A 22,256-nucleotide genomic window follows, 5' to 3' on the forward strand; every position below is an offset into this window, starting at 1 on the left:
GCGCGTTGGAACTGGCGGTTTTGTTTTGGCCGGACGCGGGACACTAGCTGGCTGACCTCACGCTGGTGAGTGCGTATTCGGTGAGTGTGATCAGAGCTGTACGTACCGACTGTGCCCGCCGGGCGTCGACTTCGAGGATGGGCACGGAACCCGAGATCGCCAACGCTTCTCGAATGTCATCGATCGCGAAACGTGGTGCGTCGTCGAACTGGTTGATCGCAACGACGAACGGCAGACCGCAGGCTTCGAAGTAATCGATTGCCGCGAACGAGTCGTCGAGGCGCCTGGTGTCGATGAGCACGATGGCACCGATCGCTCCGCGCACCAGGTCGTCCCACATGAACCAGAAGCGACGCTGTCCCGGTGTGCCGAAGAGGTAGAGGACGAGATCGTCGGACAACGTGATCCGGCCGAAGTCCATCGCGACCGTCGTCGTCGATTTCGTGCCCGCCACATCGAGTTCGTCAACGCCTTCGGACTCGTCGGTGATCATCGCCTCGGTGCGAAGGGGCACGATTTCCGAAATCGTGCCGACCAACGTGGTTTTGCCCACGCCGAACCCGCCCGCCACCACAATCTTTGTCGATGCGGCTCGGCCTCTCGTATCAGAGTGCCTGTAGTCCACGAAGTGTCCTTCCGATGAGTTCGCGGCGCTGCGCCGCAGTCGCGTCGTCGCTGAGAGTCTCCGAAAGGCGCAGGCTTCCGGTTTCGACGAGATCCCCGACAAGCACACGCGCAACGCCGAGGGGCAGATTCAGACGGGCCGAGATCTCCGCCACGGACGGTCCGTTCCCGCACAGCGCAATGATTTTCGTGCGGACGTCGCTGGGCGGCCAGAAGTTCGGGATGGTGTCAGGGGTGGTGTGCACCGGAGCTTCGAGCGGGAGGTAGATGTCGGTTTTGGTACGCCCCGCCGTGAGCGTGTAGGGCCTCACCAGGTTGGGAGACGGTGCACCGATCTCAGAGGAATCGTCGTCGTCGTGCAGCGAATCGGGTGGGGGCATGAGTGCGTCACCGTTCTCGCATTCGGGCCGACGGTTCCACCATGCTGCCGACGCGCGAGACGAGCACGGCCATCTCATACCCGACCTGGCCGATGTCGCACGATGCTGCGGTCAGTGACGCCAGGTGCGATCCGTCACCGACGCTCATCAGTAGGAGGTAGCCGTTCTCCATCTCGACGACCGACTGCAATACCGGGCCGCCGTCGAACAATCGCGCCGCACCTGAGGACAAACTCGCCAGTCCGGATGTCACGGCCGCCAACTGCTCGCCCCGCTCCTGAGGCAGGTCTTCGCTTGTTGCCATGAGCAGGCCATCGGCCGAGACCAGGACGGCATGTACGACACCGACTATGTCTCTCGCGAAGTTCGACACGAGCCAGTCGAGCGACCGGTCCGGTGTTGGGGCCACGGAGTAATTCATTCGTTCTCGTCCGTTCTGTGTCGGTGGGAGGCGTCTTCTGAACGGCCGGCGCGGACGCCGTCGAAATGATTCGTGAACTTTCGCCGCACGGCCTCTGGATTTCTCGCCGGTCCACTCTCCGGATCGGGGCGAGGTCGATGGGGGGACGCCTGCGCCGGGTTGACAGTTCCCGGGACCAGGCGGGCGCCGGGCGTACGGGCGGGCAGACCGCTCTCCGTCCGAGTCGTGATCGGAGACTCGGCTGCGCTCGCCGCCGCGGCCCATCCGGCATCGGCAGCGGTAAACCAGGAACCGCTCGGACGCTGAACGTCTGCGGGATCGAGCAACCATTCCGAGACCATGCGTTCATAGATGGACACCGGTGGGCTGCCCTCAGGCAACACAGCCTCAGGCGACGCAGCCTCGCGTGCCGACGGCCCAGGAACGGCGCGGTCCGTCGATTCAGAGGCGGAGGTCTGGTCCATCGGCGGCGGACGGTTGCGGCCGTTGGTTGTCGGACCGTTCCTGGTGTCGCCGGCCGCCGCTCTGTCGGCGCGAGCGGCGGGCCGGGCACTGAAGAACGCAGATGTATCGGAGGGCGAACCGTTCACATTCCAGTCGACGGTCGACGCGACGGAGTCGGAGTCGGTGGGAGGGAAGACCGGTGCCGGAGCTTTGTCGACTCCACTCGCTCCGGGCCTACGTCGTGGCAGCTTCGCCGCGGTGAGCTCGGTGTACGCGGTCGAGTGACCGGACTTTGCTGCGGGTGCGGCGACCGCGGTAGGTGCACTCGTGGCCGGGGCGCCCCTGCCCGCACTGGCCCCGTCGAACAGACGGTTGGCCGCCGCACGAGACGATGCTGCCGAGTCCCGCCTGGCCGCCCGCCCGTTCCGACCCTGCGACGGGAAGGAGGTGACGACCAGGTTCACGGGGATGTGCACGCTGGCGGTGACTCCCGACGTACTCCCCTGCGCCTGCGTCATACGGAGCCGAACCGTCACATTGTGGCGTTGCGCAAGGCTCCCCACCACGTACAGGCCCATCCGGCGCGCCGTCTCGGGTGTGACCTCGCCACCGACGGACAACCGGACATTCGCTTCGTCGATCTCCGTTGCGGACATCCCGAGGCCACGGTCGGCGACCTCCATGAGGATTCCGCCATCGACGGCACGCGCGGCCGCGACGGAGACGAGAGTGTCGGGAGGCGAGTACCGCAGCGCGTTGTCGATCAACTCGGCGAGGAGATGCACGATGTCGGATGCCGCCGGGGACACCACCATCGCGTCGGGCACCTCCTGCATCGACACGCGGCGATAGTCCTCGACCTCGGACACAGCGGCACTCAGGACGGTGTCCACAGCCACCGGTTGGTCGTTCTGGTTCCGGCGCGGCGCGGTGCCTGCGAGCACCATCAGGTTGGCCCCGTTGCGCCGCATCCTCGTCGCGAGGTGATCGAGGCGGAACAGGCTCTCCAGCCTGCGCGGGTCGTCCTCGTCGCGCTCGAGTTCCTCAATGAGGGAGAGCTGATGGTCCACGAGCGATTGACTCCGCCGCGAGAGCGTCTCGAACATGTTGCCGACCTGGAGTCGCAGTCGCGCTTGCTCGCCGGCGAGTGCCAGGGCTTCTTCGTGGATGTCGTCCACAGCCCGGGCCAGCTGACCGATCTCCTCTTTTGTGTGCACCGGGATGGGTACGACCTTGGGCGGGTCGCCACCCATGCGGATTTCTTCGATCTCCTCAGGAAGGGCACGGTGCGCAACATCGAGCGCGCCTTGCCGGAGTCGCCGAATCGGTCGGATCAGCGACCGCGCCACCAACAGTGCGACCAGAGACGCGATCAACACGGCGGCCAGGACAATCGCCGACTCGATCCACGCGGCCCTTTTTCGATCCTCGGCCTGCGCCGTCAGCGATGCGATCGACTCTCCGGCCAGACGCTGGGTGATCGCGTTGTACACCTCCCCCGACCTCTCCGCCGACGCAGCCGCTTCGGCCAGGCCTACGTTCGATCCGGCGGAGTAGATGGCGAGGCGGGTGTCGAGCAGAGAACGAAGCTCCTGGACCTCCGGGGAGTCGTCACCGAGCAGCACGGCCAACGCGGAGAGGTACGCGGTCTCACGGCCCGCGGCACGGTTGGCCAGGCCGAACGTGGCCCGGTTGGGCTCGGACAGGAGGATCTGCTGGGTTTGCGCCGCCCGGTTACCAGAGAGCGAATCGATGATGCCGTTCCCGAGCGTCCTCAGATCGGTTTTGTCGGCGGCCAACCCGTTGGTGAGGTTGGTCACAGAGGCGAGCCAGAGTTCCGTTGCCGCGGAGGTCATGTTCTCTGCGACGGCGATACGGTCCGCGACCGGTACCGGCCCGGACTGTAGGCGAGCCCGCAGCTCGCCCGCCGCCGCCAAGGCCGCCTGGAAGTCCCTGGCCACGTCGGCCTGCAGCGGCGAATTCTCCAGTCGCTCACCGACGGCGAGCGACGACAGAATTTTCCCTAGCTGATCCTCCGGCCCCGGATCACCGGCGGTGGCAAGGTCACCCACCACGGAGTCGATGGCGAACAACTGCGATGACGCGGTCGACTTGTCGACATTCGACGCCAGATCTGATGCGTCGGCCACCACCGATTGAATGCGCAACGCACCAAAAAAGATGGCCAGCGCGAGCGGCAGCGCAACGACGGCCGCGACCTTGACGCTGACCGGCCAGCCGGAGAGCGACCAGATACGCGGCACACGTCTACGCTTCGATGACTCTGTTCCGATTTCGACCACGCTCGAATCCCGCTTCGATTCGCCCGGGTGGGGCTGGAGGCAGAGGTAACGGATGTTCCCCGGCAAAGGACACCTTGGCTTGATGTGACGCATAACGAAAGCTTGGGCATCTTCTGTGGGAGCAACTTATACCAACAATGTGCATCGAGAAAGTTTTGACATCGCCCTGACTCGCTTAGGCATGAACGGCCAGATGCTCAAGCTGCTCTGAATGCGATCGATTTCGATCGATTTCGATCGATTTCGATCGTCACGACCAGAGGTCAATATCGTCATGATCAAAGATTAATGACGAAGCCAAATCCGTTGTCGGACGGTACTTTTCAACGCTAACGAATTGTTCTGAATCTCACCGACGAGATCCATGCCATTAAATCTAATCCTGTGCGAGATAGGCGAGCTGCGTCTTGACCGACATCTTGGCTGCCGGCCAAAGTTTCTTGTCGACGTCGGCATATACCATTTTCACCACCTTGCCGGGCTTGGCATCTTTTGCAGTCACCCCGAGTTCGGTCAGGGCCGCCCGCACCTGATCGATCCGCTGCTCGCGGTGCGCCTTGTAGTAGCGGGCCACCGGGATCAGCTCGGCATGATCGGGGCCGTGGCCGGGCAGCATCGCACACTCATCACCCTCGACGATGAGCCGATTGAGTGAGTTCATGTAGTCACGTAACGATCCGTCCGACGGATCGAGAACCGTGGTGCCACCGCCGAGGATGGTGTCGCCGGTCAGCATGGCTCGCTGGCCCTCGTGCTCGACGAGGAAGCTCACCGAGTCCCCCGTGTGACCGGGTGTGTAGAGCACGGTGATCTTCAATCCCGCGGCCTCGATGACCTCGCGGTCGGCCAGGGTCGAGGCGCCGCGGGTGTAGTCGACGCTGCGGGCCCGGACCGGGGCACCGGTCTGTGCGCGGAAGTACTTGATCGCACCGGTGTGGTCGTAGTGCCGGTGGGTGATCAGCCCCAACACCACGTTGCCCTGCGCAGCAACGGCTTTCACGTGCTTTTTCTTGCCTTTGGGGCCGGGGTCCACCACAACACAATCCGAATGTCCGGGCGCCCGCAAGATCCAGGTGTTCGTGCCATCCAGCGTCATCATCCCGGGGTTGCGACACAGCAGCACCGAAGCGAAGTCGGTGACCGGGCGAACTTCACGGTATGCAGGCTGCTGCAATTCACTCATGCAACTCAGGCTAACGCCCTCAGCATGATGCAGCTCACCCGCGATCGCGATACAGCGTGACGCGATAGGTGTAGTGCTCGGGCAGGAAGTGACTGACCGACAGTTCACTGACGACCCCGTTGCTATCGGTGTACAGCCGATCGATCCGCAGAACAGGCTGACCCGCTTCGCAATCGAGATGGACGGCGTCGAGGTCGTCGGCCTGCCCGACCGTGATGGATTGAGCCGCCTCGGCGATGGGCGCGGCGAGGTGCCGTTCCAACAGCCCGATCACCGTGTAGGTACTGACCGCTCCCTGTGCCATTTCCGGGGCGTCGATCACCAGTCGTGCGACGTCCTCGGGCAGATGGACCGTTGTCAGCACGAACGGGATCCCCTCGTGGATCCGCCGGAACACCACCGTGTAGACCACGTCGCTGTCCAGCCGCAGCCGACTGGCGGCCTCCACATCGATCCGCCTGCGAAGCTGATCGACCACCTCCATCGTGGTGTCGTGCGACAGGTTCATCAGATCCTCGATCGAACCCTGCTGCCGCACGTACCGCCCACCGGATTCATTGACGAATGTTCCGCGCCCCGGCACCCGATAGACGATGCCGTCCGCCACCAGGTCCACAAATGCCCGGCGCACGGTCTGCCTGCTGACCTCATAACGCTCCGACAGCTCGGATTCCGTTGGGAGGCGCAAGCCGTTGTCGTAGCGACCGGCGGCGATGTCCTGCCGCAGCTGGTTCGCCAACAATTGGTAGGCGGGCGCGGCCTCGCTCCTTTTCCCAGGCATGATCGCCACGATGCTACGCGGGCAGGCCTATAGCCCGCCGCGGGACACCAATTGTCCGGCAATGACATTGCGCTGGATCTCGTTGGTGCCCTCCCCGACGATCATCAGCGGGGCGTCCCGGAAGTAGCGTTCGACGTCGTATTCGGTGGAGTATCCGTAGCCGCCGTGGATCCGGACCGCGTTGAGGGCGATCTCCATCGCGACTTCGGAGGCGAAGAGCTTGGCCATACCGGCTTCCATGTCGCAGCGCTCCCCCGAGTCGAACTTCTCGGCGGCAAAACGGGTGAGCTGCCGGGCGGCGGTCAGCTTGGTTGCCATGTCGGCCAGGTAGTTTCCGATCGACTGGTGCTTCCAGATCGGCTTGCCGAAACTCTCCCGCTGCTGGGCGTAGGCCAGTGCGTCTTCGAGCGCCGCCGCCGCGACACCGAGCGCCCGCGAGGCGACCTGGATGCGCCCGGTCTCGAGGCCCTTCATCATCTGCGGGAATCCCTTGCCCGGCGTACCACCGAGGATCGCCGACTGCGGGATGCGGTAGTTGTCGAAGGAGAGCTCACAGGACTCGACGCCCTTGTAGCCCAGTTTCGGTAGGTCACGCGAGATCGTCAGTCCCGGGCCATGTTCCACCAGAACGATGGAGATACCGGCGTGGCGTGGTGTGGCGGCCGGATCGGTCTTGCAGAGCAGCGCGATCACACCGGACCGCCGCGCGTTGCTGATCCAGGTCTTGGCGCCGTTGATGACCAGGTCGTCGCCGTCGGTCTTGGCCACGGTCGTCAGCGCCTGCAAGTCCGAACCACCACTGGGTTCGGTCAGTGCCATGGTGGCCCGCATCTCACCGGTTGCCATCACCGGGAGGTACTTGTGCTTTTGTTCGTCGGTTCCGAACATGGTGATCAGTTTGGCGACCACGGTGTGTCCGCCCATGGCGCCTGCCAGGCTCATCCAGCCGCGGGAGAGTTCTTCGGTGACCGCCACATAGCAGGGCATCGACACCGGTGAGCCGCCGTATTCTTCATCGACCGCCAGCCCGTAGATACCGATCTGTTTCATCTGATCGATCCACTTGTCGGGATACTCGTTGGCTTTCTCGACCTCACGTACTGAGGGCTTCACCTCGCGGTCGACAAAGTCACGCACCGTTTGCACCAGCATCGATTCTTCGTCGTTCAAGTTGTAGCTCATGACACCTTCCGCGACAGTGAAACTTTGTACGGCCATATTCGGCCCAATGTGACCCATTGTCAACCACTTGTTGCCCGCCTCGACCGCACGTTGCTTGACAGTGGCAAACACCGACGACCATGATTTGGCCGTACATACCCGATGCAGCAGCCACTCGAAAGGATGCGATGAGCCGCCGACGATCTGTGCTCGTGACCCCGGGTTCCGACCGACGCAAGTTGACCAAGGCATTGCAGGCCGGAGCCGATGAGGTCGTCCTGGACCTCGAAGACGCCGTCACACCCATCAACAAGGGTGCTGCCCGGACGCTGGTGGTCGAGGCCATCAACACGATCACGCCGGCGCCCGGTACCACCATCGCCGTGCGCATCAACAGCATCGATTCACCGTGGGCCGCCGCGGACCTCGCGGCGCTGGCCCACACCGGATCCGGCTTGTCGAGTGTCGTCGTGCCAAAGGTGCAGGGTGCAGCCGACCTCGAGACCGCCGCGGCTGGACTCGCCGGACATGGTGCCACTCTGCAGGCACTCATCGAAACCCCCACCGGCCTCACCTTCCTCGACGACATCTGCAGTGCCGTAGACGAATTGGACGGCCTGATCATCGGATACGCCGATCTGGCGGCCGAACTCGGCCGAGAGCCCGGTCTACCGCCACACCGGTGGGCTGCCATTCAGGACCGCGTGCTGATCGCCGCGCGGACCGCTGGTATCGCCGCCATCGACGGACCGCACCTCGGAACCGCCGACAACGACGACTTCAGGTTCGCGACGCGCTGGGTGCGCGAGCTGGGATTCGATGGCAAGTGGATGATCCATCCACGTCAAATCGATTACGTAACCAGCGAATTCACTCCATCGGCCGATGCTGTCGAACACGCACAACGCGTTCTGGCCGCACTCGAGGAAGCCGCTCTGCGCGGCGCCGGGGCCGCTCAACTCGACGGGCAGATGCTCGACGAGGCGGTTGCATTGTCTGCACGACGCACATTGGCCAAGGTAGAGGAGAGCACCGATGTCTGACCCGATCGCCGTTGGCGGACCGTACTTCGACGAACTGGTGGTGGGGCAGGTCTTCGACACCGCCCCGTCGATGACGCTGACCGAGGGCGCTGCCGCGGTGCATCAGTCGATACTCGGCGACAGGTTGCGGCTGTCACTCGACGCCCACCTGTCGCAGGCTGTGACCGGACACCCGAAGGCCCTGGCCCATCCCGGACTGGTCTGCGATGTGGCGATCGGACAGTCGACGCTGGCGACACATCATGTGAAGGCCAACCTCTTCTACCGCGGTCTCCGCTTTCACCGCTTTCCCCACATCGGCGACACGCTCTACACCCGCACCGAAGTTGTTGGATTGCGGGCGAATTCGGTTAAACCAGGACGACGGCCCACCGGACTTGCGGCCCTGCGGATGGAGACCACCGACGCCGACGGGAACAAGATCCTGGACTTCTACCGGTGCGCGATGATCCCCCTGTCCGACTCCCCGGCCGAAGGCCGTCCCGAGTCGAACGATGATCTCTCGGCAATCGGCCCGGCCGACGAACCGGCCTTTGAGATCCCGGCCGGGTGGGATCTGTCGGCATTGCCGAAGTCCCAGTCGATTCCGGCACCCGGCACGGTCTACGTATCCAGTGCCGATGTGGTGTCGAGTGCCCCTGAGCTGGCGCGACTCTCACTCAATATCGCGGCCACCCATCATGATGCGCGGATCGGTGGTGAGCGCCTGGTGTATGGCGGTCACACCATCGGCATCGCACTGTCTCAGGCCAACCGGGCCTTGCCCAATCTGGTGACGGTCCTGGGCTGGCAGTCCTGCGACCATGTCGGTCCGGTGCACGAGGGCGACACGATCACCAGCCGCTTGGAGGTGGAGTCAGCCGAATCTGTTGGTAACGGAACACTGTTGAAGTTGCGTTCGCTCGCCGACGTTGTTGCGGCGGACGGCACCACGACGCCGGTGCTCGACTGGAAGTTCACCGCGCTCACCACTTAATCGTCCAGTACCCCCGCGACGACCTCGCGCCCGAAGATCTTGATGGTCTCCGGGTCTGCGAGATCGTGGAGGCGGACAATACACAGTTCCACCCCGCGATCGATCTCGGCCTTGAACATGTCGACCAGTTCGCCGGGTGTACCGACCAGGGCTTTGCCCCAACCGGATTCAGGCAGCCGGCGAGCGGTTCTCTCGATCACCTTGGCGCGCAGCGACTCGTCGGTGACAACACCCACGGCGTACTGCACGGATAGGCGCGCACCACCGCTCAGCGGACGCAGTTCGTCGAGTTGATCACGCGCGCCACCAACGCAGTTCCACCAGTCTGCGTATTCGGCGACCAGCGGCATCGTCAGTTGTCTGCCTGCTCCGCCGATGTGGATGGGGATCGAACTCTGGACCGGCGTCGGCCTGCCGTAAGCACCGGACAGCGCAAAGTGCTTGCCCTGGTAGTCGAACGGCTCTCCAGAGAACATCAGGCGCAGGATCTCGACCGTCTCCCCTAATTGCTGCGCACGTTCCTTTCGCGATCTGTGTTCGATGCCGAACATCTCGAACTCGGCTTCGATCGACCCCCAACCCAAACCCAGATCGAGCCTGCCACCCGAGATCCGGTCGACGGTCGCGGCCATCTTTGCCAGAACCGCCGGATGCCGAAGTGGGTTGCACACCACCAGATGTCCGAGCCGGATGTCCGCGGTGGCCCCAGCGATCGCCGACAGCAATGTCCAGCTCTCCAGCGCATCCAGGGACGGCGCGCCGGGCGCAAAGAGGTGGTCCATCACCCAGAACGAGTCGAATCCCGCCCGCTCGGCATTCTGGGCGGCGGCGATCACGGCATCGGCCGGCATCCCCAACTGGGGCACGAAGATCCCGAACTGCGGCCGATCTGTCATCTCTTCACTCCTCATCGCTCCATCATCTGTCCACCGATCACCGTGGCGGCGACAAGTTCTGCGCTCAGTTCCGCGAGTACCACCTCTGGCGGCTCGGACAGCAGGCACAGGTCGGCCACCGAACCAGCGGTCAGCTCACGTGGCGTTCCCGGATCACCGGGCTCACCCAGAAACAGTTCGACGGCAGACCTCGCCGAAATACGCTCCGAGATGGACAGTTCCGATCCGCTCCCCGTTGTGCGATCGCGCGCCGCGCGCATCGCCGCCCAGGGATCAACATCCCCGAACGGGGCGTCCGTGCTGCCTGCCACCGGTATTCCGGCACATTGCAGACTTCGCAGCCGCCAGAGTTCTTCGTGTTCGGCGGTCGGCACATCCTGCAGGTACTCCTCGCCGCGTTCGGCCACGAAATTGGGTTGTGTCACCACGGTGACGCCCAGTTCCGCGAGGTCCTCGATCATTGATTCGGGCACGACTGCAGCGTGTTCGATGCGGTCGCGGGCATGGACTCGGGCGGAGCGCAGCGCGGTGGTGGCCACCACCAACTGCACGGTGGTGACGCAGTGTAGGGCCACTGCAATGCCCCGATCATGCACGGCTGCAATCCATTCGGTGAGGGCATCGAGGTCGAGGGTGGTGTCGTCGAGAATACGTTTGACCGGCCCGAACGACAGGTGGGGATGGTCGCGGCCCGAATCGGCAGACATCACCAGGACCCGCTGACGGATCTGGCCGCCGCCGACGGCGGCGTCGAGCGAATCCAGGTCGGACGCGGTCAGATCCGGAGTTGCCTCGGTGACGGCGGTGACGCCGTATGCGCTCAGACGGCGGCTGAGCGGACCGAAATCGGTGGGGCTGCCGGTGGTTGTCGCAGCCATCCGGGTGTCCTGCCGAAAGAGCTGTCCGGTGGGATGGTCTGACTGATCGAGAGCAGCGAGACCGGCCGAGTTCACAAACCACATCGCGCCGCTGCGATGCTGAATCCGCAAGGGCACGTGCGGAACCAGCGCGTCGAGAGTATGCCGGTCGAGCTCTCCGGCCACGCTGTGGTGGTAGCCGACCGCGCGGATCCAGCCATCCGGTTGCGGGGTTGCCGTGATCAGCGCGGCCCTGAACTCCTCAGGGGTGCGGACCTGCGGGGGGCCGACCCTGGTCGACTCGGCCGCGGCCGCGGTGGCCCGCAGGTGGATGTGATGGTCACAGAGGCCTGGGATGAGGGTTCCTCCTCGCCCATCGAGAACCGTTTCTCCTTGCACCGCAGTGAGTTCCGTCCCGACCTCACCGATGCGGTCGCCCACCGCGCGCAGCACGAGGGGCTCCCCGGTGAGTCGTCGCGCATTGATGATCAGCATGCCGCCCGACTCTCGATCAGGCCTGCCACCCACTGCGCGTCCACCGTCGCGCCGGTGGCCTCTGCGATCGCAGGCACCCGGGCTTCAACCTCTGCGTGGTCGCTATGACCCGGGATCGTCTGCACTGCAGCGTATTTTGCCGCCACCCCCGACATCACCACGTCGATGATCTCCCCGCCACCCCGACCGAGCGATTCGATCACCGCGCCTGCGGCTTCGAGACCCGTCAACGGGTCGGCAATAGCGTCGCCACAGAACACCGGGCCGGTACTCCCCTGTCCGACAAGTCCACCGGCGACCGCCGCGTCGTCGCCGAACGCCACCCGGTTACGCATGTCAGGGGCCGTGCCGTACCCGGTGATCCGAATCCAGACGCGACCCGGGCGGAGTGCACGCGTCGCGGCGTCCAGTCCTGCGGACTCCAGCGCCCGCGGTCGCGATGCCTCGATCACGACGTCGGCAACGTCGAGCAGATTCGCCAGTTCGGCGTTCCGACCGGTGATCTCGGCTGGAAAGAGATGCTTTCCACCGTTTATCCACCGGAAGAAGTCAGGGTTCCCGGCGCGAGCGCCGTCCGGCCTGCCCGGACTCTCCACCTTGATCACCGTGGCTCCCAGGCTCCCCAGAAGTTGCCCACACAGCGGTCCGGCCCACATCGCGGACAGGTCGACCACCAGCAGATCGCTGTCGACCGCCCGCGGCTGAGTCCGGTCCCAACCTCGCGTCATCACCGACGGTGGGGCAGTCGCCGACCCCAGCACCGCAGCCGGGATCTCGAGCATCTGTGCGCGGTCGACGAGTTCGTCCGCAACCCAACCCCGGGCCGCGCCTTCCAGCGTCGACCACACGTCCTCGATGGGTTCGTCGGTCCTGAGCAATGCGCCAAGCGACTCGATGTCGGTGCTGCGGGCCAGGGAGAACGCCGTCCAGGTGTCGCTGCACCGGATCAGCCGGGTGGCACCGCCCACCGAAATCCGCCCCTGCCGCCGGGTCCCCATCAGCGCAGATCGGCCTGCGAGGAGATCGTCGACCGAGACATCAAAGGGCGCCGCGGCCTCGTCGGCCAGTGCCAGGATGCCGGCCCGACTGAAATCAGGTGGGCCGTCCGGATCACCGGTCAGATGAGCCATCCCGCTACTGGCCCAGCGCCTCGCCGGATCGGTCACCGATGCTCCTTCTGGTCCCCCGCACTTCGCACCAGCCTATTACCCAGCTCACACCCACCTGCCATGGGCGTATAGGTCGATTCCATCGTCACCGCCAACGGGTTTGGCGGGGAATGTCATCTGGATACGCCGATGGTCAACCGGGTACATGTGGTGCTACTCAACAAGATCGACCTGTTGCCGCACCTCGACATCGAGTTGCAGGCATTTCTGGACACGATCGCCCAGACGAATCCGCGCGCCCACGTGATTCGGAGTGAGCGCGCGGACCGGTGAAGGTTTGGAGCAGTGGTACAGCTGGATCGATACCGCTGTGGTCAGACCTCGACGATGAGTTCGACCTCAACCGGTGCACCGAGCGGCAGTTCGGCGACGCCCACCGCTGATCGGGCGTGAGCCCCGGCCTCACCGAAGATCTCACCGAGCAGGTGCGAGGCGCCGTTGATGACGGTCGGCTGTCCGGTGAACCCGGGTGCCGATGCCACGAATCCGACGACCTTGACGATCCGCTTGATCGAGTCGATACCCACCAGCGCGTCGATGGCGGCCAGCGCGTTCAGCGCGCAGATCCGTGCGGCGTCGGCGGCAGCGTCGGGCCGGACCACACCTTCGGCTCCCTCGGACACCTTGCCGTGCGCGGTGAGCTCGCCACCGAGCATCGGCAACTGACCCGACGTGTAGACGAGGTTGCCGGTCTGGACGGCCGGCACGTATGCGGCAAGGGGCGCCACCACTTTGGGGAGCACGATGTTCAGTTCAGTCAGTCGCTCCGACCAGGTCATATGCGCATCAGCCCTTCGCGCGCTTGAGGTAGGCGACGTGCTGTTCGCCGGTGGGTCCGGGCAGGACGCTGACCAGCTCCCAGCCGTCGGCACCCCACTGGTCGAGGATCTGTTTGGTGGCGTGGGTCAGAAGCGGAACGGTCACGTATTCCCAGGCAGTTGGCTCACTCATGTGCCCAGCCTAACGGCTGCATATGCGCAAGCCAGGGGCAGCCGCGCTCAGCCACCGGAACCACAGTCGGGCAAGCGGCAAAACTTGGACCCGAAGTCCGCGGCGCCATGTTGATCACCGGCTCTGATGGATAAGGTGAGCCGGTGACGTCAGAACAACCGCAGGGTTATCACTGGCCGGAAGCAGCCAGGAAAGCACGACTTCATTTCGTGTCAGGTAAGGGTGGGACCGGGAAGACGACCGTCGCGGCTGCGCTCGCGTTGGCTCTTGCGGCCGAGGGTAAGAAAGTGCTGCTCGTGGAATGCGAGGGGCGGCAGGGCATCGCGCAGATATTCGACGTTCCGCCGCTGGCACCAACCGAGACCAAAGTCGCGACCGCAGAGGGCGGCGGCCAGGTCTCGGCGCTGGCCATCGACATCGAACACGCATTGCTCGAATATCTCGACATGTTCTACAACCTCGGATTCGCCGGTCGCGCCATGCGCCGGATCGGGGCGATCGATTTTGTCACCACCGTCGCGCCGGGGCTTCGCGATGTTCTGGTGACCGGAAAGATCAAAGAGTGCGTGGTCCGGACGGACAAGAAGGGCAACCGGATCTATGACGCGGTGGTCGTGGATTCACCACCGACGGGGCGGATCGGTAACTTCCTCGATGTCACCAAGGCGATGGCCGATCTGACCAAAACCGGTCCGCTCCGCAATCAGAGCGACGGTGTTGTGAAGCTGTTGCACTCCAGCGAGACCGTGGTGCATCTGGTGACCCTGCTCGAGGCGATGCCGATTCAGGAGACCATCGACGCGGTGGGCGAGCTCGAGGGCAAAGACCTGACAATCGGGTCGCTGATCATCAACAAGGTGTCGCCGCAGCACCTGCCTGCCGATTCGGTCACCGACATCGCCGATGGCGTGATCGACGCTGCCCGGCTGAGGACTCAGCTCGACGCCGCAGGCCTGACCGTCACCGAAGCCGACTTCGAGGGCCTGCTGACCGAGACCATCGAGCATGCCGGCCGTGTGCAGGCGCAGCTCGAGGCCGGGGCCGATCTGGAATCGTTGCACAAGGACAAGCTGCAACTCCCGGCCTTTGACGAAGGCATGGACCTCGGCGGTCTCTACGATCTGTCCGAGATCCTGCAGAAAGCGGGTGCCTGATGCCCATCGACCTGAAAATGGGTGCGATCCTCACCGATCCGGGCACCAAAGTTGTGATCTGTTGCGGCGCAGGCGGAGTCGGCAAGACCACCACTGCGGCGGCAATGGCGGTCTGGGCTGCCGAGCGCGGTCGCAAAGTTGTTGTGCTGACAATCGATCCGGCCAAACGCCTTGCCCAGTCGCTGGGCATGGACGAGCTGACCAACAGCCCACAGCCGGTGAAGATCGACGGCGAGGGAACGCTCGACGCGATGATGCTCGACATGCGCAGGACCTTCGACGAAATGGTCACGCAATACTCGCCACCCGATCGGGCCGAGGCGATCATGAACAACACCTTCTATCAGACGGTTGCCAGCTCGTTCTCCGGAACACAGGAATACATGGCAATGGAGAAGTTGGGCCAGCTTCTGGCACAGGATGATTGGGATCTTGTGGTGGTCGATACCCCACCGTCGCGCAATGCCTTGGATTTCCTCGATGCACCGCAGCGACTCGGCTCGTTCCTCGAAGGTCGCCTGATGAAGGTGCTCGTCGGCGGTGGACGTGGCGTAGGCCGCGTGGTCACCGGCGCCGTGGGCCTGGCAATGAAGGGCGTCTCGACGATCATCGGCGGCGAGACCCTGCGAGACGTGTCCGTGTTCGTACAGTCACTCGACACGATGTTCGGCAGCTTCCGCGAGCGGGCCAACAAGACCTACACGCTGCTCAAGCAGCCGGGGACCAAATTCGCGGTGGTTGCCACGGCCGAGCCGGATGCGCTGCGCGAAGCCGCATTTTTCGTCGACCGATTGTCGGAAGAAAAGATGCCGTTGGCCGGACTGATCCTCAACCGGACCCATCCGAACCTGACCAGCATCAGCGGATCGACAGCCGAGGCCGCCGCCTCGCAGATCGATGATCCGCTGACCAAGGCGATTCTGACCATTCACGCAGAGCGGGCCACCATCGGCAAGCGCGAGCTGCACCTCTTGCACAGCTTCACGACCTCACATCCCACGGTTCCGATCGTGGGTGTTCCGGCACTGCCGTTCGAGGTCGCGGACATGACGGCGTTACGTGCCGTAGCCGAAGAGCTCACGAACAAAGGCTGAAAACATGCGAGGAGGCGGTCTCCCCGGCCGCCTCCTTTGTTGATCTGCGCTGACTGCTCAACCAACGCCGACGATTTGACGCCTGCGCTGAGTTTCGAAGAACGTACTCCACGAGGTGACCTCGGGATGCTGACGCAGAAGTGCTCGACGCTGACGCTCCGTCATCCCGCCCCACACACCGAATTCGACGTGATTGTCGAGCGCATCGGCTCCACATTCGAGTTGCACCGGGCAATGCCGACAGATGGTTGCCGCCTTGCGCTGTGCTGCGCCACGGACAAACAGCTGGTCAGGATCAACCTCACGGCACCGTGCCCTGGCCACCCAGGCCAGCCTGGCTTCGTTCTCTATGGTCGCAGCTGCCGCTTTCGCCATGTGCATCCCCTGTCTAAAGCATATGAAGTACGCCTGGACTTGCATTTACCACTGAATGTTATGTGAGTCACATTCAAGTAGAACTAATCTATGGATCACACTCATGGACAGTCAAGACCTGGATTGAAAAAAGTGGCACTGACGTCCAAACAGATGAGGTATCGGGTCGATCTCAAGACCTTCGAACTCCTTCGAGGCACCCCCGGGTGACACGTATCGTGGCGGGCGTGTCGAAGTCGAAATCTTTAACTCTGCTCGTTGGATCCTGTGTCCTGGCCGGAGTTCTGGTCGCCGGCCTGCTCTTTCCGATCGCAGGCGGCTTCGGCCTCGTGTCGAATCGGGCGGCGGACACCATGCAGAACGTGTCGTCGGAGCTCATCGAGGGTCAGGTCCCCGAGGTCACGACCATGACCGACGTCAACGGCAAACCGATCGCGTATGTCTACGACCAACATCGCACCCAGGTCGGCTACAACGACATCTCCCCCGAGATGATCCGAGCAATCATCTCCGTCGAGGACCGCCGATTCCTCGATCACGACGGCGTCGACTGGAAAGGGACCATCCGTGCGTTCCTCAAGAACCAGTCGACCGGCGAGGTCCAGCAGGGCGCATCGACCATCGACCAGCAGTATGTGAAGAACTACCAGCTGCTGGTGCTCGCGCAGAACGACGCCGAGCGCCGCGCGGCCACCGAGACGACTCCGGCCCGCAAGCTCAAAGAGGTCCGCATGGCGTTGACCCTCGAGAAGACGCTCACCGAACAGATCAAGAGCGACCGGAACCTCAGCGACGCAGAGGCCAAGCAGGAGGCGAAGAAGGAGATCGTCACCCGTTATCTGAACGTGGTGCCGTTCGGTAACGGGGCCTACGGCATCGAAGCCGCCGCCCAGACCTACTTCGGCAAGCCTGCCAAGGATTTGAATGTGCCCGAGTCGGCCATGCTCGCAGGCATGGTCCAGTCGAGTTCGGCCCTGGATCCGTACACCAACCCCGAGGGTGTGACCGAACGCCGCAACGTCGTCCTCGAGACGATGGTCTCGAACTTCCCGAACCGTGCCGCCGAATACCAGGCCGCGATGAGCGCCCCGCTGGGCGTTGCCCCCTCCCCGATCACCATGCCCAACGGCTGCCTTTCCGCCGCCGACGCCGGATTCTTCTGCGACTACGCACTGCAGTTCCTGGCCGCCAACGGCATGAACCGCGAAGCCATCGCCCGTGGCGGTTACACGATCCGCACGACGCTCGATCCGGCCGTCCAGAGATCGACAGATGCCGGCGTGCAGAAGATCACCGACCCCAACCTCGAGGGCGTGGCAACGGTGATGAGTGTGATCAAGCCCGGCACCGAATCGCACGACATCATGTCGATGGCGTCGAGCCGCGCCTACGGACTCGATCAGAACGCGAACCAGACCGTCCAGCCACAGCCGTTCTCGATGGTCGGAGACGGCGCCGGATCGGTCTTCAAGATCTTCACCGTCGCCGCGGCCATGGAGAACGGGCTCGGCGCGGGATCGTCGTTGGTGGTCCCGGGATCGTTCCAGGCGCAGGGCATGGGTAGCAGTGATGGCGCCAACGGCTGTCCCCCGGCCAGCTATTGCGTCAAGAACGACGGCAGGTACCCGGCCCGGATGTCGATCACCGATGCTCTCGCGCAGTCGCCCAATACCGCGTTCGTGAAGCTGTTGCAGGACGTCGGTGTGGCCCCTGCCGTCGACATCGCAGTTCGGTTGGGCATGCGGTCGTACGCCAGCCCCGGCAGCTCGGGCAACGGCGAGCAGTCTCTCGCGGACTACTTCAAGCAGGGCAACCTCGGTTCGTTCACCCTGGGACCGACCGCGGTCAACGCGCTGGAGCTGTCGAACGTCGGCGCAACGCTGGCCTCACACGGTGTGTGGTGCCCGCCCAACCCGATCGCATCGATAACCCAGCCCAAGCGGGACCGCTATGGCAACGAGGTGGTCGACGCCAACGGTGCCCCCGCTGTCCAAGAAGTCGCGTTCGAGCGGCCCAAATGTGAGAAAGCCGTCGAACCCGGGCTCGCGGACACCCTTGCCAACGCCTTGAGTGCCGACGATCGCGGTGCGGGAACCGCTGCCGGTGCCGCTGGTTCGACCGGTTGGAGTCTGCCGCTGTCCAGCAAGACGGGCACCACCGAAGCCCACCGCTCATCGGCATTCGTCGGCTTCACCAACAATCTGGCTGCGGCCACCTACACCTACAACGATTCCCCGACGCCGTCTGAAATCTGCTCGGGCCCACTTCGGCAGTGCGGCGACGGAAACCTGTACGGCGGTAGTGAACCGGCTCGGACCTGGTTCACCGCGATCCTGCCGATCGCCAACAACTTCGGGCCCACCGTCCTACCGCCCAACGACCCGCGCTATGTCGCCGGAGTCGGCGGCACGTCCGTCCCGAACGTGGCAGGCATGAGTGTGAGTGCGGCCACCAGTCGCCTCGAGGACGCCGGATTCCGGGTCACGCGGGTCCAGACCGATAGCCCTGCGTCAGCGGGGACCGTCGTGTCGATGAGCCCTGAGGGCACCGCGATCGGTGGCAGCACCATCACCATCTACGTCAGCACCGGGCGAACGCAGCCGCCACCGCCACCACCGACGACACGTGCACCCGCTCTGCCGACGACGATCACCGTGCCGGGGATCGGCCCGATCGAGATACCGACACCACCCTGACCAAAATTCGCTCCACCTGCTTGCGTTCGATCCGTTTGCAACCGGATCAGACGCAAGTAGGTGGAGCGGATTTCGTTTACGCAGTTACTGCAAACGCGCGCGGACCGCGGCCGACAGGCGTTTGCCGTCGGCCCGGCCTGCTGCGAGGGCTGTGGCCTGTCCCATGATCTGGCCCATCTGCTTCATCGTCGGCTCGGCGCCCGTCTGCTCGGCGACCGCCGCGTAGGCCTGGTTCACCACTGCCTCGAGTTCGGCGTCGTCGAGCTGGCTCGGCAGGTAGCGGGCGATGATCTCGGCTTCGGCACGCTCCTTGGCGGCGAGTTCATCACGGTCGTTCTCGGCGAAGATCGAAGCCGCCTCCGCTCGCTTCTTGCTTTCGCGGGCAAGCACTTTGAGGACGTCGTCGTCGGTCAACTCACGTGCCGCCTTGCCAGAGACCTCTTCGGCACCGATCGCGGCGAGAACCATCCGCAACGTCCCGGTGACAAGAGTTTCCTTGGCTTTCATGGCAGTGGTCAGATCGGCGCGGATCTGTTCCTTGATGGTCGACATGAGGTCAAAGCTACGCCGACGAGGTACCGCGCTCCCAACCTGTTTTCGCTCAGGGCATAGGCCGAGCAACCTGCGGGTTCGGGACCGGCGCGTATTCTGGGACCATGATTCAGGGACTACAAGGCGCTCCTGGGCGCGGGAATCAACTCTCACGCCCGACGCTGCAGCAGATCGCACTCGGTGCAGTTGCCGCCGGTGCAACCGGCCTGGCGTACGCAACTCTGGTGGAGCGCAATGCCTTTGCGCTGCGCCATCAGACGCTTCCGGTGCTCGAGCCCGGCGCGACGCCACTGCGGGTTCTGCACATCAGCGATCTGCACATGATGCCCGGCCAGCGCCTCAAGCAGGCCTGGGTCCAGGAACTCGCAGGCCTCAAGCCCGACCTGGTGGTCAACACCGGCGACAACCTGGCTCACCCCCAGGCGGTGCCCGCGGTGGTGCAGGCCCTCGGTGGACTGCTGTCGGTGCCCGGGTTGTTCGTTTTCGGCTCCAACGACTACTTCGGTCCGACCGCCAAGAACCCGCTGAAGTACTTCAAGAAGGACCACAAGCGTTCCCACGGTGAGCCGTTGCCCTGGCAGGATCTGCGGGCGGCCTTCACCGAGCGCGGCTGGCTCGACGCCACCCATTCGGTCCGTGAACTCGAGGTCGCCGGGGTCCGCGTGGCCGCCGCGGGCGTCGACGATCCACACATCGGACGGGACCGTTACGAGACCATCGAGGGACGCCCCAACCCGCTGGCCCACCTGCGCCTTGGTCTGACCCACTCCCCCGAGCCCCGCGTACTGGACCGGTTTGCCGACGACGGCTACGACCTCGTCATGGCAGGCCACACGCACGGTGGCCAGCTCTGCCTGCCGCTGTACGGCGCACTGGTGACCAACTGCCACCTCGACCGCTCGCGGGTCAAGGGACCGTCCGCGTGGGGCTCCTCGATGCGCCTGCACGTCAGTGCCGGCCTGGGCACCTCCCCGTACGCACCGGCCCGCTTCTGCTGCCGTCCGGAGGCGTCGCTGTTGACGCTCACACCGGTCTCGGATCACGACTCCGATTTTGACCAGGAAGGCTCTCTTCCGCCGATCAGCGCCGAAGCCAATTGAGGCCTCTGACCAGGCGATTTAATGCCTCGGGCGGACTGCGGTAAGCTATCGCAGGTTGATTGTCACGGGGTGTGGCGCAGCTTGGTAGCGTGCTTCGTTCGGGACGAAGAGGTCGTGGGTTCGAATCCCGCCACCCCGACAGAAAGACCGATTTCGATCGGTTTTACAAGATGTGTTGGTTGAGACACAAGCAGTGAGACCCCGGTCTCGGGAAACCGAGACCGGGGTTTCCTCGTTTCTGGAGACCCTCTTGCCGCTGTCCCCATCCGTTCGCGCTTGCAAAAGTTTCGCGATGTCCGATCCGGGTATAGAAACATGCACCCCACAATTCTTTGTGGACTGACAAGCAGTGTCGAAACTGCACGATCAGCATCATGAGAGGTCGACCATGGCAGCCCAGGACCCACAAGAACTCCGCACGACGGAGGTCCCTTCGGAAGATGTCGCAAACGAGGTGTTGTCGCCTGCGACACCTGGAGCAGAAAACCTGGGCTCTCCGGACGCCCAATCGGGCGCATCCGCCAGTTCAACCAAGACTGAAGACGAAGTGCCTGCCACTGACGACGACGTGCTGGCCCCTGCAACTCCCGGGGCAGAAGTCCTGGGGGTCGACGCGGATACCGAAGCGCCACAAGCCAACTAGGTCTCTGCCGACGGCCACGCGCCGGGCCTGGACGGGGGCGTCATGCCCCCGTCTTCGCCGGTCCTGAATCCTCTGACGCCGAACAAGATTGGCAGCCCCCAGGCACATCACCTGAGATATCCGGTGACCGAGGTCAGGGCACGGTCGGGATCGGCCTTCTCGATCGGATCAGTTGCGCTGCGCCGCGGTGGCCAGAATTGCCTGTCGCTTGGCCTGGTACGCCCGGATAGCAGGCGCGTTCTGGATCAGGACGGAGTCGGAACAGGTCATCAGCCACATGTCGGCGAGAACAAGCCGGTGCAGCGCCACGCTCAGTGCCAAAACGCCTTCGTCGAGACTGCGGATGAGTTCTGGTAGCCACCGGCCGGGATCAGTGGTCAGTGATCCGTCGAGGCGGGTCGCCGTCTGCAGGCACCACTCGACGAGGTCTTGGAACCGAGAGCGCGCCAGCATACGAAGGGCCTCGTCGATGTAGACGTCTTCCAGACCCTCGTCGCGCGCGAGGTCTTCGAGGAGGTCGTTGGCGAGGGCATCTCCACACGAGTACAGCCATGCTGCACACCAGTAGACGCCATCGGCACATTCAACGTCCTGCCATCGTCGAAGAGTGGCAAGAAGCGTTGTTGTCTCAGGTCCTGATTGCTGCACAGCGCTCGCCCGCTCTCCGTAACAAATCGCCCCCGGGTTCGATAAACAGTTGAGTATCACCAAGCCGACTGGCCAACACCATTGTCCACCCCTCCGCTAGAAGCTCTTCGATCCTAAACACATAATGGTCGGCTTCGCCCGGCAACAACTGAAACCCGACACGAAACTACACAACCGAATTGCTTAACCGGTCATTCCTAGTAAAACTCCCACAAGGGAAATATCTTTGGCAAACCGGCGGTCTCAAGCGGTCAAGAAGTATTGTGACACCCGCACTGACCTGCCCTGTAGTACAAACGTGCGAACTTTC

The 22,256-nt window shown here is 64.0% G+C and carries 23 protein-coding genes and 1 tRNA gene; 9 read left to right on the forward strand and 15 right to left on the reverse strand.

Annotation, left to right across the window (positions count from 1 at the left end; all coding sequences use genetic code 11):
- Positions 1-43: 43 nt before the first annotated feature.
- The 7 genes from AC1TPF_RS00125 to AC1TPF_RS00155 all read right to left on the reverse strand — a co-directional run bounded on the left by AC1TPF_RS00125 (position 44) and on the right by AC1TPF_RS00155 (position 7,318).
- Positions 44-625, reverse strand: a complete 582-nt coding sequence (locus AC1TPF_RS00125) for a GTP-binding protein (protein WP_482137184.1) — start codon at positions 623-625, stop codon at positions 44-46.
- Positions 606-1,004, reverse strand: coding sequence for a DUF742 domain-containing protein (locus AC1TPF_RS00130; protein ID WP_482137183.1), 399 nt, complete (start codon positions 1,002-1,004; stop codon positions 606-608). Before AC1TPF_RS00130 ends, AC1TPF_RS00125 begins: the two co-directional genes overlap by 20 nt.
- Positions 1,005-1,011: 7 nt before the next feature.
- Positions 1,012-1,425 carry a roadblock/LC7 domain-containing protein gene (locus tag AC1TPF_RS00135; RefSeq protein ID WP_482137182.1) on the reverse strand — a complete coding sequence of 138 codons (414 nt, stop codon included), beginning with the start codon at positions 1,423-1,425 and terminating at the stop codon, positions 1,012-1,014.
- A complete protein-coding gene (locus AC1TPF_RS00140; protein WP_482142161.1) occupies positions 1,422-4,133 on the reverse strand; it encodes a HAMP domain-containing sensor histidine kinase in 2,712 nt (903 codons plus the stop codon). Before AC1TPF_RS00140 ends, AC1TPF_RS00135 begins: the two co-directional genes overlap by 4 nt.
- A 415-nt stretch (positions 4,134-4,548) precedes the next feature.
- Entirely contained in the window at positions 4,549-5,355 is an 807-nt protein-coding gene (locus tag AC1TPF_RS00145) for an MBL fold metallo-hydrolase (RefSeq protein ID WP_482142162.1), read from the reverse strand.
- Between the two features lie 34 nt (positions 5,356-5,389).
- Positions 5,390-6,136 carry a GntR family transcriptional regulator gene (locus AC1TPF_RS00150; RefSeq protein WP_482137179.1) on the reverse strand — a complete coding sequence of 249 codons (747 nt, stop codon included), beginning with the start codon at positions 6,134-6,136 and terminating at the stop codon, positions 5,390-5,392.
- 27 nt (positions 6,137-6,163) lie between these two features.
- A complete protein-coding gene (locus AC1TPF_RS00155; protein WP_482142163.1) occupies positions 6,164-7,318 on the reverse strand; it encodes an acyl-CoA dehydrogenase family protein in 1,155 nt (384 codons plus the stop codon).
- Positions 7,319-7,485: 167 nt separating this feature from the next.
- Between AC1TPF_RS00155 and AC1TPF_RS00160 the strand changes: the two genes are divergently transcribed.
- Positions 7,486-8,340, forward strand: a complete 855-nt coding sequence (locus tag AC1TPF_RS00160) for an HpcH/HpaI aldolase/citrate lyase family protein (protein WP_482137177.1) — start codon at positions 7,486-7,488, stop codon at positions 8,338-8,340.
- The gene (locus tag AC1TPF_RS00165) at positions 8,333-9,316 is read left to right on the forward strand and encodes a MaoC family dehydratase (protein ID WP_482142164.1); all 984 of its coding nucleotides are present in this window, start codon (positions 8,333-8,335) and stop codon (positions 9,314-9,316) included. The genes AC1TPF_RS00160 and AC1TPF_RS00165 overlap by 8 nt, the downstream gene beginning before the upstream one ends.
- Here AC1TPF_RS00165 and AC1TPF_RS00170 read toward each other — a convergent pair.
- The 3 genes from AC1TPF_RS00170 to AC1TPF_RS00180 are packed head-to-tail and all read right to left on the reverse strand — an operon-like array spanning position 9,313 to position 12,730.
- Positions 9,313-10,212, reverse strand: coding sequence for an LLM class flavin-dependent oxidoreductase (locus AC1TPF_RS00170; protein WP_482142165.1), 900 nt, complete (start codon positions 10,210-10,212; stop codon positions 9,313-9,315). The two genes, AC1TPF_RS00165 and AC1TPF_RS00170, sit on opposite strands and share 4 nt — an antisense overlap.
- Positions 10,213-10,223: 11 nt before the next feature.
- The gene (locus AC1TPF_RS00175) at positions 10,224-11,564 is read right to left on the reverse strand and encodes an amidohydrolase family protein (protein ID WP_482142166.1); all 1,341 of its coding nucleotides are present in this window, start codon (positions 11,562-11,564) and stop codon (positions 10,224-10,226) included.
- Positions 11,558-12,730, reverse strand: a complete 1,173-nt coding sequence (locus AC1TPF_RS00180; protein ID WP_482142167.1) for a CoA transferase — start codon at positions 12,728-12,730, stop codon at positions 11,558-11,560. The genes AC1TPF_RS00175 and AC1TPF_RS00180 overlap by 7 nt, the downstream gene beginning before the upstream one ends.
- 132 nt (positions 12,731-12,862) lie before the next feature.
- On the opposite strand from AC1TPF_RS00180, the gene AC1TPF_RS00185 reads away from it, so the two are divergent.
- Positions 12,863-13,006, forward strand: coding sequence for a hypothetical protein (locus tag AC1TPF_RS00185; RefSeq protein ID WP_482137172.1), 144 nt, complete (start codon positions 12,863-12,865; stop codon positions 13,004-13,006).
- Between the two features lie 41 nt (positions 13,007-13,047).
- Here the strand turns inward: AC1TPF_RS00185 and AC1TPF_RS00190 are convergent, their stop codons facing one another.
- Positions 13,048-13,512 (reverse strand): RidA family protein, encoded by a 465-nt coding sequence (locus AC1TPF_RS00190; protein WP_482137171.1) that lies wholly within the window; start codon positions 13,510-13,512, stop codon positions 13,048-13,050.
- Between the two features lie 7 nt (positions 13,513-13,519).
- The gene (gene sp36, locus AC1TPF_RS00195) at positions 13,520-13,684 is read right to left on the reverse strand and encodes a Sp36 family protein (RefSeq protein ID WP_023956445.1); all 165 of its coding nucleotides are present in this window, start codon (positions 13,682-13,684) and stop codon (positions 13,520-13,522) included.
- Positions 13,685-13,827: 143 nt separating this feature from the next.
- Between sp36 and bagA the strand changes: the two genes are divergently transcribed.
- Positions 13,828-14,838, forward strand: a complete 1,011-nt coding sequence (bagA, locus tag AC1TPF_RS00200) for an ATPase BagA (RefSeq protein ID WP_482137170.1) — start codon at positions 13,828-13,830, stop codon at positions 14,836-14,838.
- Positions 14,838-15,932, forward strand: a complete 1,095-nt coding sequence (gene bagB, locus AC1TPF_RS00205) for an ATPase BagB (protein ID WP_482137169.1) — start codon at positions 14,838-14,840, stop codon at positions 15,930-15,932. The genes bagA and bagB overlap by 1 nt, the downstream gene beginning before the upstream one ends.
- Before the next feature lie 57 nt (positions 15,933-15,989).
- Here the strand turns inward: bagB and AC1TPF_RS00210 are convergent, their stop codons facing one another.
- Entirely contained in the window at positions 15,990-16,307 is a 318-nt protein-coding gene (locus AC1TPF_RS00210) for a WhiB family transcriptional regulator (RefSeq protein WP_482137168.1), read from the reverse strand.
- A 227-nt stretch (positions 16,308-16,534) separates the two neighbouring features.
- Between AC1TPF_RS00210 and AC1TPF_RS00215 the strand changes: the two genes are divergently transcribed.
- Positions 16,535-19,003 (forward strand): penicillin-binding protein, encoded by a 2,469-nt coding sequence (locus AC1TPF_RS00215; protein WP_482137167.1) that lies wholly within the window; start codon positions 16,535-16,537, stop codon positions 19,001-19,003.
- An 84-nt stretch (positions 19,004-19,087) separates the two neighbouring features.
- On the opposite strand, the gene AC1TPF_RS00220 is transcribed toward AC1TPF_RS00215, so the two are convergent.
- The gene (locus AC1TPF_RS00220) at positions 19,088-19,555 is read right to left on the reverse strand and encodes a GatB/YqeY domain-containing protein (RefSeq protein WP_482142168.1); all 468 of its coding nucleotides are present in this window, start codon (positions 19,553-19,555) and stop codon (positions 19,088-19,090) included.
- 104 nt (positions 19,556-19,659) lie between these two features.
- Here AC1TPF_RS00220 and AC1TPF_RS00225 point away from each other — a divergent pair, with 104 nt between their 5' ends.
- From AC1TPF_RS00225 to AC1TPF_RS00235, 3 genes are all read left to right on the forward strand, one after another.
- Positions 19,660-20,655 carry a metallophosphoesterase gene (locus AC1TPF_RS00225; RefSeq protein WP_482137165.1) on the forward strand — a complete coding sequence of 332 codons (996 nt, stop codon included), beginning with the start codon at positions 19,660-19,662 and terminating at the stop codon, positions 20,653-20,655.
- Positions 20,656-20,720: 65 nt separating this feature from the next.
- Positions 20,721-20,794, forward strand: a tRNA-Pro gene (locus AC1TPF_RS00230).
- A gap of 249 nt (positions 20,795-21,043) precedes the next feature.
- Positions 21,044-21,298, forward strand: a complete 255-nt coding sequence (locus tag AC1TPF_RS00235; protein ID WP_482137164.1) for a hypothetical protein — start codon at positions 21,044-21,046, stop codon at positions 21,296-21,298.
- Between the two features lie 168 nt (positions 21,299-21,466).
- Here the strand turns inward: AC1TPF_RS00235 and AC1TPF_RS00240 are convergent, their stop codons facing one another.
- Positions 21,467-21,946, reverse strand: a complete 480-nt coding sequence (locus AC1TPF_RS00240; protein WP_482137163.1) for a hypothetical protein — start codon at positions 21,944-21,946, stop codon at positions 21,467-21,469.
- Positions 21,947-22,256 lie beyond the last annotated feature (310 nt).

The organism is Williamsia sp. Y853, assembly GCF_056786495.1.

Coding starts and splice junctions, on each gene's coding strand:
- AC1TPF_RS00130 (WP_482137183.1), bottom strand. CDS start 1,004: ATGCCCCCACCCGATTCGCTGCACGACGACGACGATTCCTCTGAGATC.
- AC1TPF_RS00135 (WP_482137182.1), bottom strand. CDS start 1,425: ATGAATTACTCCGTGGCCCCAACACCGGACCGGTCGCTCGACTGGCTC.
- AC1TPF_RS00145 (WP_482142162.1), bottom strand. CDS start 5,355: ATGAGTGAATTGCAGCAGCCTGCATACCGTGAAGTTCGCCCGGTCACC.
- AC1TPF_RS00150 (WP_482137179.1), bottom strand. CDS start 6,136: ATGCCTGGGAAAAGGAGCGAGGCCGCGCCCGCCTACCAATTGTTGGCG.
- AC1TPF_RS00155 (WP_482142163.1), bottom strand. CDS start 7,318: ATGAGCTACAACTTGAACGACGAAGAATCGATGCTGGTGCAAACGGTG.
- AC1TPF_RS00160 (WP_482137177.1), top strand. CDS start 7,486: ATGAGCCGCCGACGATCTGTGCTCGTGACCCCGGGTTCCGACCGACGC.
- AC1TPF_RS00165 (WP_482142164.1), top strand. CDS start 8,333: ATGTCTGACCCGATCGCCGTTGGCGGACCGTACTTCGACGAACTGGTG.
- AC1TPF_RS00170 (WP_482142165.1), bottom strand. CDS start 10,212: ATGACAGATCGGCCGCAGTTCGGGATCTTCGTGCCCCAGTTGGGGATG.
- AC1TPF_RS00175 (WP_482142166.1), bottom strand. CDS start 11,564: ATGCTGATCATCAATGCGCGACGACTCACCGGGGAGCCCCTCGTGCTG.
- AC1TPF_RS00185 (WP_482137172.1), top strand. CDS start 12,863: ATGGTCAACCGGGTACATGTGGTGCTACTCAACAAGATCGACCTGTTG.
- AC1TPF_RS00190 (WP_482137171.1), bottom strand. CDS start 13,512: ATGACCTGGTCGGAGCGACTGACTGAACTGAACATCGTGCTCCCCAAA.
- sp36 (WP_023956445.1), bottom strand. CDS start 13,684: ATGAGTGAGCCAACTGCCTGGGAATACGTGACCGTTCCGCTTCTGACC.
- bagB (WP_482137169.1), top strand. CDS start 14,838: ATGCCCATCGACCTGAAAATGGGTGCGATCCTCACCGATCCGGGCACC.
- AC1TPF_RS00210 (WP_482137168.1), bottom strand. CDS start 16,307: ATGGCGAAAGCGGCAGCTGCGACCATAGAGAACGAAGCCAGGCTGGCC.
- AC1TPF_RS00220 (WP_482142168.1), bottom strand. CDS start 19,555: ATGTCGACCATCAAGGAACAGATCCGCGCCGATCTGACCACTGCCATG.
- AC1TPF_RS00225 (WP_482137165.1), top strand. CDS start 19,660: ATGATTCAGGGACTACAAGGCGCTCCTGGGCGCGGGAATCAACTCTCA.
- AC1TPF_RS00235 (WP_482137164.1), top strand. CDS start 21,044: ATGGCAGCCCAGGACCCACAAGAACTCCGCACGACGGAGGTCCCTTCG.